Raw genomic sequence first — 15,121 nt, forward strand, 5'->3', positions numbered from 1 at the left:
GTCATTTTTTTAGTTTAATTTAAGTTTAACAAAAAGATGTCGTTGAGGCGACATCTTTTTTATAAATGCATAAAATGAAATTTATTCAAAAGATATTTTTATACCTAATACTAGGAGTAGGAGCTATACAAGCACAAACCTCAAACCCTACTTATAAAGTACATTCTCACAACGATTATAAACAATCTGTTCCTTTTTGGAAAGCCTATGCAGCGGGAGTTCATTCTTTAGAAATAGATGTAATATTCAAAGATAATACCCTATTTGTAGCACACGAAACAGCTGAGATTATCAGCAAACACACTATAGAGTCGCTTTATTTAGATCCTTTAAGAACTGCTTTAAAGAATGATCTTCAACTTACACACAAAATACAGTTGTTAATAGATTTAAAATCAGAACCTTACATTACGTTAAATCATTTAGTAAAAATATTAAAGAAGTATCCTGATTTAACTAAAAATGAAAATATACAGTTTGTTATTTCAGGTGGAAAACCACAGGTCAAAGATTATGTAGACTATCCGGATTATATACAATTCGACCATCAAAAATTAACTAAGATTTTAAACCAAGAAGCTTGGAATAAGGTTGGGTTAATTAGTGTTGATTATAAAAACTATTCTGTATGGAACGGAAAAGGAAGAATGGTTGCAGATGATCTTAAAAGAGTAAAAAAAGTAATTGAAACAGCACACAATTTAAACAAGCCTTTTCGTTTTTGGGGAGCTCCAGATTCAGAGTCAGCTTGGAAAGTTTTTACAGATTTAAAAGTTGATTTCATAAATACCGATCAACCTTTTGAAGCTACTAAATACCTTAAAAGTTTATCAAAAAGAGTGAGCTTCAATAAAGAAAAATCAGAAGTTTACAAACCTACATTCGCCTACGATCAAAAAAACAAAAAAGTAGAAAATATCATCTTATTAATTGGTGATGGAAATGGAGTATCTCAAATTTCAGCAGCAGCTTTAGCAAATGGTGGAGATTTAACATTAACTCAATTAAGAAGTGTTGGGTTTTTAAAAACACAATCTTCAGACGATTTTACAACAGATTCTGCTGCAGGAGGTACAGCTATAGCAACAGGAACCAAAACATACAATAGAGCAATTGGTGTAGGACCAGATGGTAAACCAGTAAAAAACATCAGTGAGTTATTAGTAGAATACAATTATAATATTGGTTTAATTACTACTGATGAAATTACAGGAGCAACACCTTCGGCTTTTTACGCACATCAAAAAGATAGATCACATATGCAACAAATAGCTACAGATCTTGAAAAAAGTGAGATTTCATTGTTTATAGGTGGTGGAGCAAAACACTTCTTAAATAAACAAACGATGCCCTTCAGTATTAAAAATACTATTGAAGAAATTACTACTGATGAAGAAAGAATAGGTGTTTTTACTGCAGAAGGAGGAATGCCAGGAATCAAACAAGGAAGAGGTAATTTTTTAGCAAAAGCAACCCAACGTAGTTTGTCTTTTTTAAACTCGAAAAAAGAACCGTTTTTATTAATGATAGAAGGAGCTCAAATAGATAGTTATGGACATTTTAACGATACCCATGGAATTATAGCAGAAGGAATTGATTTTGACAAGGCGGTAACTGAAGCGATAAAATTTGCAGATGCTAATAAAAATACCTTAGTAATTGTTACAGCAGATCATGAAACTTCAGGGTTTTCTATTCCACAAGGAAATGTAGAAAACCATATGATTGAAGGAGACTTTACAACTCACGATCATACAGGAGCAATGGTGCCTTTGTTTGCATACGGTCCACAATCAGATAAATTACAAGGAGTTTATGAAAATAGCGATCTTTTAGGGAAGATTCTAAAAATCTTAAAGGTAAAAACTAATGAGTAGATCAAGATTTCTTTTCGGTTTATTAGTACTTATAGTACAAGTAGCTTTAGGACAATTGCCTAAAATTTCAGGAAGAGTTTATCATGATAAGAATCAAAATGGAATTTATGACAAAGGAGATAAAGTCCTTAAAGGTATACTTGTAAGCAATGGAAAAGATGTTGTAGCAACAAATACTAAAGGGATTTATAAAATAAAGACTTTAGAGAATAATCCACTATTTATTATCAAACCAAAGGGGTACGTTTCACCACGTACCCCACAAAATAACTTGAAGTTTTACTATCTATTTCAAGAGTTAACCAATAAAAAATCATTTGATTTTCCGTTATATATTAATAAGGAAAAAGACAAGGTGAAAATAACGTTGTTAGGAGATCCTCAATCAGATGTAATTGATGATATTCATCATGTTAATAAGTTAGTAACAGAAGAATTAGTAAAAAACAAACCAGACATTATTATTCCTTTAGGCGATCTTTCTTTTGATAATCTTAACATATTTAAACCTCTATCAGAATCATTAGGGTTGGTTGGAGTACCTGTGTTTTATGTAATAGGGAATCACGATTTAAACTTTGGAGAACAAGAACTTTCTAACAGAGACAAAACTTTCGAAGCTTCGTTTGGACCTTCGTACTATGCTTTTGAATACGGAAACAACCTGTTTTTGGTGCTCAACAACAATTTCCCAATAAATAATCGTGAGTATATAGGTAAGTTTGATGAAGATCAATTAACATTTGTGTCTCACATTACTAAGAAGTTTGCAACCAAGTATAACTCGATAAAAGTTTTTACGCATATCCCTTTGGAGTATACAAGTAATAAGGAAGAATTCATATCATTAATGAATCCTTTTGACAAAGTATTGATTGCTGCGGGGCATACACATACACAATACCATAGCTACTTTCAAAGAAATCAGAAACAAGCAGTACATCAGCTAGTAGGAGGAGCGGTTTGTGGTGCTTGGTGGCAAGGAGCGCACGATATTCATGGAGTTCCATTTGCGATGATGTATGATGGTACCCCAAAAGGATATTGGTTCTTAGAAACAGAAGATAAAGATTATCATCTTAGTTATAAGGTTTCAGGAGCACCTATAGAAAAGCAAATGCATATTTGGGTTCCAGAGAACAAAGAATGGGATACAGAAATGAACATTTTAAATGAACCTTATGTATATGCGAATGTGTTTGCAGGAGGAGAATCTACAAAAGTTGAGGTTTCTTTTGATGGTACAACATGGCAATCTATGGAGTATTATCAAGGAGTAGCACCAGAGTTAAAAAGATTTTATTTACTTCAAGAATTAGGAAGGTATAAAGGACAAAAACTATCTAAAATGCCCAAACCAACTACAAAAAGTAAACACCTATGGAGGCTTAAAATATCTGAAAACCTTTCAAAAGGAATGCATTTAATAAGAGTTAGAGTGAAAGACGACTTATTAAAATTACAAGCAGAAGACGTAAGAGTTTTTTACAAGCAATAACAAAAGGAGGGGAGTTTCTTGATAACGGTCATTTCGAAGGAGGTTACGACTGAGAAATCTTTTTCTTGGTTTCAGTCAACTCGAAGATAGCTTACGACTGAGAAATCTTAAGGTTGTGAGTTGCTTGTATTTTTTTCTTATTGTTATTCTTTTTCCATTGATGAAAAAGAACCAAAAAATCTAGTCTTTCGAAACCTTCACACGAAAATTATCATCCTCAAAACTAAATAAAAAGAACTCGCTATCGCTCAAACAGCTTTTTATTTATAACGTTTCTTGCGGTGTAATTTTTGGCTTGTTTTCTGAGGACGGTTTTGTTATCGTCATTGCAAGGAGGAAGGACGAAGCAATCTTTTTCTCGATTACTGTCACCTCGAACATTATCGAGTTCAAAATATATTTAAACGAAGATAGTTTACGAAGTAAGTTGAGAGGTCTTAAAGTTATGAGTAACTCCCATTCAAGAGATTACGTCACTTTCCACTTCGATCATAGTTTATCTTGAGCGATAGTCGAAGGACTCAGTGTCCGTTCGTAATGACGTTTTATTATTGTCATTGTAAAGTAAAGAAGGCTTATGAGTAAAAACCAACCTATTTTTATTTTGCTAGAATTCAAGGTTATGGAGTATAAGAGAATCCAAAGAGTTTACGGTCTGGATTCGAATACGGAATACAACGTAGAATTCAAAAAAGGAAAAATAAATCTTGATTTTTTGTTTCGTTTTGTATCAAGACAAAATGAAAGTGTATGTTTGTGAGTGACTCCCATTCAGTAGATTACGTCACTTTCCACTTCGACTTCGCTCAGTATCCGTTCGAAATGACCGTTTTTGATTTACTGGATTAGGTTGTTATCCAATTTGACTTTAGTGTGTGTAAGTAACTTTATTAAGAATACTCGTAAGTACGTCTTTTTTCTAACCAAGAACTCACACTACCAAGTTCACGAGCTTGATAAAAATTATTCTCTCGTAGAATACAGTCGTTAGAAGCGTTAGTGTCTATTTTAATAAATCGGTATAAAACCAATTTTATAATAGACTCTCTTACTGACTCGTAGGTAGCTCCGTTATTTTTGTTAGTGTTAATTACTTCTTGAATAAAATTATCTATTCTATTAAATTTAGTATCAGTTAATAAGGCTTTAAAAACTACTTCTTCCATAATTCATGATTTTATATATGCAAAATTACTTGTTGGAATAATGATTTAAAAGGTGATATATGCAGAAAAAAATGTGGATTTCCGAAGTGTTTTTTATTGTAATAATAAAGAGTAGGGAGGAAGTAACCTGTTTTTAAACTATCGTTATTGCGAGGAGGTATGACGAAGCAATTTGTTTGTTGATTATTATCACCTCGAACAGATGTGAGAGGTCTCAAAGTTATGAGTTGCTCTTATTCATGAGATTACGTCACTTTGCAGCATTTCGTTCGTAATGACGTTATGTAATGTTGGGTGGAATAATAAAGAAGTGTCAACTTACTTTAAAGTTAATTCTCTATGCTCAATTCCCCATTTAACCATCACATCTAAAGCAGTATGTAATCGCATTCCAGATTCTGTTAATTCATATTCAACCGTAACAGGAGTGGTATCGTAAATAGTACGCTTAATAATTCCGTTAGCTTCCAAATCTTTCAATTCTTTAGATAACATCCTTGGAGAAATTTTTCCAATATTTCGTTGCAATTCTTTAAAGCGCATTTTACCATATAACAAGCTACCAATGATAGATAGTTTCCACTTTCCGCTTATTACATTTAAAGTGTCTCTTAATGCTAATACATATTGAACAGAGCATCTTTTTAGCTCTTCCATTTGAACAACTGCTTCCATGTTTTTTTGGGTTGGTATACTTTTGTATACTGGTATACTAAAGTATAGTAGTTACTTTTGTATAGCAAATATACATACTTTTGTGATATAAAAATAAGTAAACATAAAAGAATGAAACACTTAGTAATTGTAACACACCCAAATATTGAGGAGTCAAGAGTTAACAAAACTTGGATAGATGAGCTACAACAGCATGAGGATAAAGTATCCATTCATCAATTATATAAAGAGTATCCAGATTTAAATATTGATGTAGCAAAAGAGCAAGAGTTATTATTGAATTATGATAGTATTATTATTCAATTTCCGTTGCATTGGTTCAACACGCCATTTTTATTTAAAAAGTGGATGGATGAGGTATTAACGTATGGTTGGGCTTTTGGACCTGAAGGAGATAAGTTAAAAGGAAAAAAAATCCGTTTATCAGTATCTACAGGAGGTACTGAAGAAACCTATAACAGTTTTGTGTCTTTAGAAGAGTTATTAAAATCAGTGACTGTTTCGTTTCAGTATTGCGGATTAGAAATGTTGCCATTACACGTGTTTTACGGAGCTAATGACAATCCGAAGTTTGAAGATATAAAAGTAAATTCTAAACAATACGCAGATTTAATCTTATAATTATAAAAACCATAAACAATGAAAAATTTAAAAAATCCTTTAGTGTTCGTATTCATTGCATTTGCAACACTATCGTTTACTACCATTATAAAAGAAGTAAAAAAAGTAAATACCAAAGAAAGTAAAGTGGTATGGAAAGGTTATAAAGTAACAGGTTCTCACGAAGGAACGGTTAGTTTACAATCAGGAGTATTAAACTTTGAAAAAGAGAAGTTAGTAGGAGGGGAGTTTACAATAGATATGACTTCTATAGCTGTGACAGATTTATCTGGAGAGTACCAAAAAAAGTTAGAAGGGCATTTAAAATCAGACGATTTTTTTGGTGTGAATAATCATCCAACAGCAAAATTAGTTTTTACTAAGGTGAAAGCTAAAGGAAAGAATTCGTACGAAGTAACAGCTGACCTAACAATTAAGAATAAAACAAATCCTGTTACTTTTCAAATTTCTGTATATGGAGAAAAAGCAACAGCATCGTTAAAAGTAGATAGAGCAAAGTATGATGTAAAATACGGTTCTACAAGCTTTTTTGATGGTTTAAAAGATAAAGCAATTTACGACGAGTTTGATTTGGTAGTTGATTTGGTTTTTTAAAACCCAACTAAGATTGTATGTATACCTCAAACCAATGTTTGGGGTATGTTTTTTAAATAGAGTTAAACAAGAATCCCTTATGAAACGAACGACGTTTTTACAGTTATTAGGGTTAGCATCAGTAAATTTGAGTATGGGAACATTAAGAGGTTTAAAAAAGTTATCAGATAGTTTACCTGTTTCTCAAACAATGCCAGTATTGTTTTTAGGACATGGTAGCCCTATGAACGCGATTGAAGAAAACGAGTTTACAAGAGGTTTTCAACATGTTTCAAAAACACTTCCAAAGCCAAAGGCAATCATTTGTGTTTCGGCACATTGGTTTACCAAAGGAACAAAAGTAACAGCAATGGAAAAGCCTAAAACAATTCATGATTTTAGTGGTTTTCCTCAAGAGTTATTTGAACAGCAATATCCAGCAATCGGAAGTCCTGAACTAGCAAAAGAAACCAAACAATTGTTACATCCTAATTTTGTAGAATTAGATGAGCATTGGGGGTTAGACCATGGTGCTTGGACCGTATTAAAACATTTATTTCCGAAGGCTGATATACCCGTAATTCAATTGAGTATTGATTATACCAAAAATGCTAACTATCATTTTGAATTAGCCAAACAGCTAACATCGTTAAGACAGAAAGGTGTATTGATTATTGGTAGTGGAAACATTGTTCATAATTTACGAATGGTTGACTGGAAAAATTTTGATAAGGATAATTACGGATATGATTGGGCTATTGAAGCAAGAGAAACGGTTAACACATATTTATTAGAAGGAAATTATCAACCTTTGATTGATTATACAAAACAGTCAAAAGCTTTTCAGCTTGCAATACCAACACCAGATCATTATTTACCGTTAATTTATAGTTTAGGATTGCAACAAAAAAATGAAGAAATTCAGCTTTTTAATGATAAACTATTAGCGGGTTCTTTAAGTATGACCTCGCTAAAAATAGGATAATAAAAAAAGTCTGTATAGATGTGGTCTAAACAGACTTTTTATAAAAATAAGGAGGGGTTACGATTTTTGTTTTATTGCATTAATCGTTGTTCTTACCACAAACCAGCAGAAACATACAATACCTAAAGAGAATACAATATCTCCTATCATTCGCATCCATTTTAAAGTTTGTACTGTTGGATTGTATAATAATTCAGGATCTCTGGCAAAAGAATACCCTTTGGTAATAGAAGTGTAAGCTTGAATTATACCAACAGGTAGTAAGCTTAACACAACCATTAAAACTAACCCACCATTTAAAAACCAAAATGCATTTTTTACGAGCTTTTCGTTCCAAGCAATGTTTGAATACAAGCGTAGGCAGATTAAAATAAAGCCCATACCTAACATTCCATATACTCCAAATAGTGCGGTATGTGCGTGTACAGCAGTTGTGTTTAATCCTTGAATGTAATATAGAGCAATAGGAGGGTTGATTAAGAACCCGAAAACACCAGCACCTACCATGTTCCAAAAGGCAACAGCAATAAAGAAAAAGATAGGCCATTTGTAACGTTGAATCCAAGCATTCTTTTTCAATAAATTCCAGTTTTCTCTAATTTCAAAGCCCATTAAGGTTAATGGAACCACTTCTAAAGCACTAAACGTAGCTCCTAAGGCAATGGCTTGTACTGGAGTTCCTGAATAATATAAGTGATGTAAGGTACCAATGATACCACCTGCTAAGAAAATGGTAGCTGAGGCTATCGCTGTTTTTCCTGCTGTTTTGGTAGAAATAATTTTCATACGAGAGAAAATATAGGCAATAATCACCGTAGCAAATACCTCAAAGAATCCTTCTACCCATAGATGTACGAGCCACCATCTCCAATAATTAATTACAGGGAGAGAACTGTTTTCTCCATACATTAATCCTGAGAAAAAGAACATACCAATAGCAACTACAGCTATTAATAGGATAGAAAGTAAATGTTTTGAGTCGTCTTTTTTACGGATACCATACAGTACGTGTCTACCAACCATAACTACCCATAATATTAAACCAATACCTAAGAATATTTGCCAGAATCTACCTAAATCCATGTATTCATATCCTTGGTGACCAAAGAAGAAGTTAGTAGTTAAATCCAAAAATTGGTGCACACCTAACCATTCTCCCAACATAGAACCCAAAACAATAATTAATAAGGCTATAAACAAGAAATTGATTCCGAAAACTTGGTACTTCATTTCTTTACCACTAATAATTGGAGCTAAGAATAATCCTGTTGCTAACCATGTAGCGGCAATCCAAAATACAGCAAGTTGTGTATGCCAGGTTCTAGAGATTGAATACGGAAGATATTCTGATAAATTAAAACCAAAGAAAGCTTGACCCTCTACCGTATAGTGCACAGTAACAATACCCAATACAACTTGTAATACAATAAGAAGTGAGATGACTAAAAAGTATTTTAATACTGCTTTTTGAGAGCTGACTAACTTTAAGTCTAATAAAGGATCGTTGTTTGGGTTTGTTACTGCTTCTCCTTTTTCATGATTTCGAATGTAGTAATAGGTCAACACTCCAATAAATAGTAACAATAAAATTATTGAGAACCCTGACCAGAGTTGTGAATCGGGAGTAATTGTATTGTTAATTAACGGTTCATGAGGCCAGTTAGAAGTATAGGTATAGTCTTGATTGGGTCTTTCTGTACTGGCAGCCCAAGAAGTCCAGAATAAAAAGGCATTAAGCTTAGCTAGTTTATCAGTATCTGTTAATGCTCCTTCTGGAATGGCATATTGTTCATGACCTTCTGAAAAAATGCTTGCATAATACGCAGCGTTTGCTTCAATGGCTTCTTTTCGCTCTTTAGAAATTGTTATTGATTGGTCTTTTTCATTAAAAGTGTTGGTTCTAATATCTTTTACCAAACGAGCTTTTAAGGCAGCTTTGTTTTCTTCATCTAAAGCATCATAGCTGGTGTTAAAGTCTTTTTTAGCCCAGTAGTTTAACAAGTAAACTGCTTCTTTATGAATCCAATCAGCTGTCCAGTCTGGAGCTACATAACTTCCATGCCCCCAAATAGAACCGACTTCCATTCCTCCGATAGATTCCCAAACATTTTGTCCATCTTGTATGTCTTTTTTAGTGTATATAGTTTCATTACTTCCGTTAACTTTTACTGTTTCAGGTATAGGGGGTTGGGTTTGATAAATTTCTGTACCTACCCATATTAATGCAATAAATGATAATACCACTACTGCAATAAATCCAGTCCAAATTTTTCTCATTATTAGTTATTTAATTTAATTGATTTTCTAATTTGATTGCTTTTTTAAATAGAATATTGTTTTCTAAATGAATGTGTTTGTGTAAGTCTTCTTCAAATTCTTGTAGCATTGCTAAAGCAACTTTATAAGTGTTACAAGCGTCTTCAGGTGGAGTGTAATTATTGGTAAGTTTTGCAATTATTCTAAATCTATTGCCTTCATTATCATGCTCTGTGTGCATCATGTTTATAGGATTTTCTACCGTACCAAATGGAGGAGGAGAAAGGGGAGTGTTTGAGTTACTTGCTTCAACTAACTTTTTAATAAAAGGAAATAAAATAAGTTCCTCTTTTTTCATATGTGTAGTAAGTTCCCCAGCACTTTCTTTAAAGAGTTGTAAAACCTCGTGTAGCTCAGGATGGTTGTTACCATGTACTTTAGCTAGTTTGGTTAAATATTCTAAAATTTCAGGAATTTGTTTTTCCACATAGGTATGGTGATTTTGGTAGATATAATCACACAAAAAATCTAAGGACCAGCTTTGATAATCGTTAGTAGATTTAGAACCTTTATCAATGCGAGTTAGTTTATTGATTAATATATCAGGAGCAATGTTCTTTTTTTTAGCAACCTCTTGAATAGTTCTGTTACCGTTGCAGCAAAAATCAATTCCGTATAGTTTAAAAATTGTAGCTGTTTTATAGTTATTTGCAACTATGTCTGCTACTATTGAGTTGTTATTTATCTTCATTTTGTTTTTATTTAATGTTTATAAATTATAAAAAGACCTTTTTATCTTTTATTATTCTAAATTTTTTTATTCTCGTTTTAGCCAAAAAGTATTTTTCTTGTCGTTGGTGTATAATACATCATGTAGGGTGTTTCCTTCTAACATTTTTCTTAAGTTATCTCTAATCTCTACAAATTTAAAGTGAAGAGGGCAAGGAGAGCTATCGTCGCATTGTTTTAAACCCAATCCGCAACCCGTATAAATACTATCACCATCTAATACACGAACCACATCGCTTAAGCGAATTTTTTTAAGGTCAGCTTTATTAATTACAAATCCGCCATAAGGACCTTTAATAGAATCAATGATATTATTTTTTGTTAAAATTTGTAATATTTTCCCTGTGAAAGCTTCAGGAGAATCAATAGCGGCAGCAATAGTTTTTACACCAACTTTATTATCTAAGCTAGATTGTTCTGCAACAAAAATAGTTGCTCTTAAACCGTATTCACAAGATTTTGAAAACATATAAAATAATATGTTACAAAGATATTAGTTTTCTTTATAAAAGACACTAAAGTCTTTTATTTTTTTATAAAAAAAGCATCATAAAAAAATGATGCTTTTGAATGTTTTTAAGACTTAGTTTTTTCGGTACCAGTAAGCGGTTCTACCAAAGGCAGCAAAACCTATGTAGCCTCTAATCTTTAACTTGTTGTCGTTTTCAAGTTTAATATAACATTTATATTCTTTTCCGTTTTTAGGATCTAAAATTTTTCCACCACTCCATTCATCACCATCTTTTTTTAGACCTGTTAAAATATTCATTCCTAAAATAGGATTGTTTTTACGCTTTCCACTACACTTATCACAAACAGCTTCTTGACGATTTTTGTCTGTGATCTCAATAATTTTAGCGTAAGCTTTTCCATCTTTTTTATATACTTCTATTACAGAATCAACTTTATTGGTTTCTTCGTCACGATTTTCCCATTTTCCGAAAATAGTTTGTGCGCTCATGGATAAGCTAACGGTTGTAAATAATAAAGCAAAAAATATTTTTTTCATAATTTAAAAGTTTTAATAGTATTTTAATTCTCAAAAAGTATTCCAATTAATTAATCGTATTGTGCATCAAAGTTACTATCCCATTTTCCTTGTACACGTAATACTTGTTCTATAATATCTCTAGCACAACCATTACCTCCAGTTTTATCAGAAATGTATCTTGAAATTTGTTGTATTTCACGAGCAGCATCGTTAGGGCAAGAGGGCATACCAACGAGTTTCATTACAGGGTAATCAGGGATGTCATCTCCCATGTACACTATGTTTTCTGGGTTTAGTTTGTATTTTTTAACCAATTCATTAAACTGTTGAATCTTATCATGAGCTCCTAAATAAATATCGGTAATACCTAAGCCTTCTAAACGTGTACGCACTCCTTCGTTTTTTCCACCAGAGATAATACAAACCTTATAACCAGCTTTTACAGCTGCTTTTAAGGCGTATCCATCTTTAATATTCATTTGACGTACAAGCTGTCCGTCAGGAAAAACGGTTACGATTCCGTTAGTTAATACTCCGTCTACATCAAAAATAAAGGTATCTATTTGAGGTAAGTATTCTTTATAACTCTTTTCCATTTTGTTGGATTGATTTTGTAATAAGTTTATAAATTTCTTGTTGTTCAGCATTTAATATTGCTAAATGGTTTTGAATAGTTTTTTGGTCATTTCTTTTGGCAGGACCTGTTTGTGCTGCCTTAGGACTCAATTCGGTTATTTTTTGAGCTGTTTCTTGAATTAATGGAAGTAATACTTCAAAAGGAACTTGATATTCGTTGCAAATATCAGCACCAATTTTATACATGTGATTAGTGAAATTGTTTACAAAAACGGCAGCAACATGTAATCGTTTACGTTGCTCTGAGTTGATTCGATATACCTTTTTTCCAATAGATTTAGCAAGGGTCTCTAATAACTGCAAATCTTCTTCGTTTTCAGCTTCTAAACAAAAAGGAATTTCATCAAAGTTTACATCTTTGTCTTTAGAAAAACTTTGTAATAGATAAAAAATACCCTTGCGTCCACTGTTTTGTAACGATTGCATAGCTACACTACCAGAAGTGTGTACAACTAAGCCGTTTTTTTGTTCAATTTTACGAGAAACATCACCAATAGCATCATCAGAAACCGCAATGATATACACATCGGCTTCTGTTAAAAGTTCTATACTATTTGTAATAGGAGTAACTTCTTTTAAATGCTCTATTTGCTCTATATTTCGAGCATACATTTGTACTAACGATACTTCGTTTGTTTTACTAAAAGCATTGGCTAAATGTGTAGCTACATTACCGCCTCCTATAATGGCAACCTTAATCATAGCACGAAGATATTGAAATTAATTAAAATTATTTTCGCATATTTGTACCATTATGATTGTATAAGTCACCTCAAATAGTTGTGTTGCTTGAGCAACAAATAGTTATGTCTTATTTCTTTTAAGACAATTTTATGTATTTATAAAACTTTATAATGACTGAAAACAATCAAACATCAAAACAAACTATATTCTCACTTTTTAAAGATGCTGTTTTAGGAAGACAGCAAGATTTTACGACAGGAAGTATTGGTAAAGCAATTTTTGTATTAGCAATTCCGATGATTTTGGAAATGCTGATGGAATCTATTTTTGCCTTGGTAGATATTATTTATGTATCTAGAGTAAGCGTAAATGCTGTAGCTACTGTAGGGTTAACAGAGTCTGTACTTACGTTAGTGTATGCTGTAGCCATAGGGTTAAGTATGGCAGCAACAGCTTTAGTCGCTAGAAGAACAGGGGAGAAGGATTTAGAAGGAGTAAATCAAACAGCAGTGCAAGTTATATTTTTAGGAGTTTTTATTTCTATCCTTATTAGTATTGTTGGAATTGTATATCCGAAGGAAATATTAGCACTTATGGGAGGCGAGCCTGATTTAATTGCTGAAGGTTACGGATATACTCGTGTATTATTGGGTGGAAACATAACAGTAATGTTATTGTTTTTAATCAATGCTGTTTTTAGAGGAGTGGGAAATGCATCCATTGCAATGTGGACGCTGATTTTATCAAACGGATTAAATATTATACTTGATCCTATTTTTATTTTTGGGTTAGGTCCAATACCTGCATATGGAGTAGAGGGAGCGGCTATTGCAACAACGATTGGAAGAGGGACGGCAGTTATAGCGCAATTAGGAGTATTGTTTTTTGGAGCAGGTAAAATAAAAATAGCGTTTAAAGATTTAGTGGTTAGAGTTTCTGTAATGATAAACTTAATAAAAGTGTCATTAGGAGGAATAGGGCAGTTTATTATCGGAACTTCAAGTTGGGTGTTTTTAATGCGAATTATGTCAGAATTTGGTAGTGAAGTGCTAGCAGGGTATACAATTGCCATTCGAATAATGATGTTTACCTTGATGCCTGCTTGGGGAATGAGTAATGCAGCAGCAACATTGGTAGGTCAAAATTTAGGAGCAGAACAACCAGAGAGAGCAGAGAAGTCTGTTTGGATAACGAGTAAATATTGTGCAATTTTTATGGGAGCAGTCTCATTGATTTATATATTCTTTGCTCCAACTTTTTTAGGATGGTTTTCTGAAAAGACTGAAGTTGTTGAAAATGGAGCTTTGTGTTTGCAAATTATGGCAGCTGGATACATAGCATATGCTTATGGAATGGTTGTAATTCAATCTTTTAATGGTTCAGGAGATACCAAAACACCAACCTATATCAACTTTGTGTGCTTCTGGTTATTTCAATTACCGTTTGCATACATAATGGCTATTACGTTAGATTTTGGTCCTATAGGAGTCTTTTTAGCAATAACTTTAGCAGAAATTTTAATAGCTGTTGTTGGTATTTGGATGTTTAAAAAAGGAAAATGGAAAACAGTTAAAGTGTAAACTTCATTTAGTAAATTAGCTATAATTATTTTAAAGGAAGTACTATATAAAACAATACAATAAATGAAACTAGATATATTAGCTTTTGGAGCGCACCCAGACGATGTTGAATTAGGATGTGCAGCGACCTTATCTAAAGAAATTTCAGAAGGAAAAAAAGTTGGGATAGTTGATTTAACTCGTGGAGAGTTAGGAACAAGAGGTTCTGCCGAATTGCGTGATAAAGAAGCATCAATAGCCGCTGATATTTTAGGAGTATCAATACGAGAAAACCTAGGTTTTGCAGATGGTTTTTTTAAAAATGATAAAGAACATCAACTAGAGGTTATAAAAATGATACGTAAGTATCAACCAGAAATAGTGTTGTGTAATGCTATTGATGATCGCCATATTGATCATTCTAAAGGAAGTCAGTTAGTGTCTGATGCTTGTTTTTTAAGTGGTTTGCTTAAAATAGTAACTGAGTTAGATGGAGCTCAACAAGAAAAATGGAGACCGAAACAAGTTTATCACTATATACAATGGAAAAATATTGAACCTGACTTTGTGGTAGATGTTACTGGTTTTATGGACAAAAAAATAAGTTCAGTTATGGCGTATTCATCACAGTTTTTTGATCCGAAAAGTAATGAGCCAGAAACGCCTATAACTAGTAAAAACTTTACCGATAGTATAGAGTATAGGGCAAGAGATTTGGGTAGATTAATAGGAGTTGATTTTGCAGAAGGCTTTACATCAGAACGTTACGTGGCAGTAGAAAATTTAAGTAAATTAATTTAAAAAAAAGTTT

The 15,121-nt window shown here is 32.6% G+C and carries 15 protein-coding genes; 7 read left to right on the forward strand and 8 right to left on the reverse strand.

Annotated elements, in window-relative coordinates; genetic code table 11:
• The first annotated feature begins 74 nt into the window (after positions 1–74).
• Positions 75–1,877, forward strand: a complete 1,803-nt coding sequence (locus ACXIHB_RS14680) for an alkaline phosphatase (RefSeq protein ID WP_462098537.1) — start codon at positions 75–77, stop codon at positions 1,875–1,877.
• Positions 1,870–3,375 (forward strand): calcineurin-like phosphoesterase C-terminal domain-containing protein, encoded by a 1,506-nt coding sequence (locus tag ACXIHB_RS14685; RefSeq protein WP_462098538.1) that lies wholly within the window; start codon positions 1,870–1,872, stop codon positions 3,373–3,375. Before ACXIHB_RS14680 ends, ACXIHB_RS14685 begins: the two co-directional genes overlap by 8 nt.
• A gap of 890 nt (positions 3,376–4,265) precedes the next feature.
• Here the strand turns inward: ACXIHB_RS14685 and ACXIHB_RS14690 are convergent.
• A complete protein-coding gene (locus tag ACXIHB_RS14690; protein ID WP_159495380.1) occupies positions 4,266–4,541 on the reverse strand; it encodes a hypothetical protein in 276 nt (91 codons plus the stop codon).
• Between the two features lie 318 nt (positions 4,542–4,859).
• Positions 4,860–5,216 carry a winged helix-turn-helix transcriptional regulator gene (locus tag ACXIHB_RS14695; RefSeq protein ID WP_125344477.1) on the reverse strand — a complete coding sequence of 119 codons (357 nt, stop codon included), beginning with the start codon at positions 5,214–5,216 and terminating at the stop codon, positions 4,860–4,862.
• A gap of 111 nt (positions 5,217–5,327) precedes the next feature.
• Between ACXIHB_RS14695 and ACXIHB_RS14700 the strand changes: the two genes are divergently transcribed.
• The 3 genes from ACXIHB_RS14700 to ygiD all read left to right on the forward strand — a co-directional run bounded on the left by ACXIHB_RS14700 (position 5,328) and on the right by ygiD (position 7,395).
• Positions 5,328–5,837: an NAD(P)H-dependent oxidoreductase gene (locus tag ACXIHB_RS14700; protein WP_159615940.1), complete on the forward strand. Its 510-nt coding sequence runs from the start codon at positions 5,328–5,330 to the stop codon at positions 5,835–5,837.
• An 18-nt stretch (positions 5,838–5,855) separates the two neighbouring features.
• Complete coding sequence (locus ACXIHB_RS14705) at positions 5,856–6,431, forward strand: YceI family protein (protein ID WP_159615938.1); 576 nt, start codon at positions 5,856–5,858, stop codon at positions 6,429–6,431.
• 133 nt (positions 6,432–6,564) lie between these two features.
• On the forward strand, positions 6,565–7,395 hold the full coding sequence (gene ygiD / locus ACXIHB_RS14710; RefSeq protein WP_239180771.1) for a 4,5-DOPA-extradiol-dioxygenase: 831 nt from the start codon (positions 6,565–6,567) through the stop codon (positions 7,393–7,395).
• A 57-nt stretch (positions 7,396–7,452) separates the two neighbouring features.
• Here ygiD and ACXIHB_RS14715 read toward each other — a convergent pair whose 3' ends face one another.
• From ACXIHB_RS14715 to ACXIHB_RS14740, 6 genes are all read right to left on the reverse strand, one after another.
• A complete protein-coding gene (locus ACXIHB_RS14715) occupies positions 7,453–9,672 on the reverse strand; it encodes a nitric-oxide reductase large subunit (RefSeq protein ID WP_462098539.1) in 2,220 nt (739 codons plus the stop codon).
• Between the two features lie 10 nt (positions 9,673–9,682).
• Positions 9,683–10,402, reverse strand: a complete 720-nt coding sequence (ric, locus tag ACXIHB_RS14720) for an iron-sulfur cluster repair di-iron protein (RefSeq protein ID WP_462098540.1) — start codon at positions 10,400–10,402, stop codon at positions 9,683–9,685.
• A 66-nt stretch (positions 10,403–10,468) separates the two neighbouring features.
• Positions 10,469–10,909, reverse strand: a complete 441-nt coding sequence (locus ACXIHB_RS14725) for an RrF2 family transcriptional regulator (protein WP_047789250.1) — start codon at positions 10,907–10,909, stop codon at positions 10,469–10,471.
• Positions 10,910–11,023: 114 nt separating this feature from the next.
• The gene (locus ACXIHB_RS14730; protein ID WP_047789249.1) at positions 11,024–11,449 is read right to left on the reverse strand and encodes a DUF2147 domain-containing protein; all 426 of its coding nucleotides are present in this window, start codon (positions 11,447–11,449) and stop codon (positions 11,024–11,026) included.
• Positions 11,450–11,499: 50 nt separating this feature from the next.
• Positions 11,500–12,027: a KdsC family phosphatase gene (locus ACXIHB_RS14735; protein WP_047789248.1), complete on the reverse strand. Its 528-nt coding sequence runs from the start codon at positions 12,025–12,027 to the stop codon at positions 11,500–11,502.
• Complete coding sequence (locus ACXIHB_RS14740; RefSeq protein WP_159492448.1) at positions 12,011–12,769, reverse strand: Rossmann-like and DUF2520 domain-containing protein; 759 nt, start codon at positions 12,767–12,769, stop codon at positions 12,011–12,013. Before ACXIHB_RS14740 ends, ACXIHB_RS14735 begins: the two co-directional genes overlap by 17 nt.
• Positions 12,770–12,921: 152 nt before the next feature.
• On the opposite strand from ACXIHB_RS14740, the gene ACXIHB_RS14745 reads away from it, so the two are divergent.
• Together ACXIHB_RS14745 and bshB1 are read left to right on the forward strand one after the other, a co-directional pair.
• Positions 12,922–14,331 carry an MATE family efflux transporter gene (locus ACXIHB_RS14745; protein ID WP_462098541.1) on the forward strand — a complete coding sequence of 470 codons (1,410 nt, stop codon included), beginning with the start codon at positions 12,922–12,924 and terminating at the stop codon, positions 14,329–14,331.
• 63 nt (positions 14,332–14,394) lie between these two features.
• Positions 14,395–15,111, forward strand: a complete 717-nt coding sequence (bshB1, locus tag ACXIHB_RS14750) for a bacillithiol biosynthesis deacetylase BshB1 (RefSeq protein WP_047789245.1) — start codon at positions 14,395–14,397, stop codon at positions 15,109–15,111.
• Positions 15,112–15,121 lie beyond the last annotated feature (10 nt).

This window comes from Tenacibaculum sp. IMCC1, assembly GCF_054906355.1.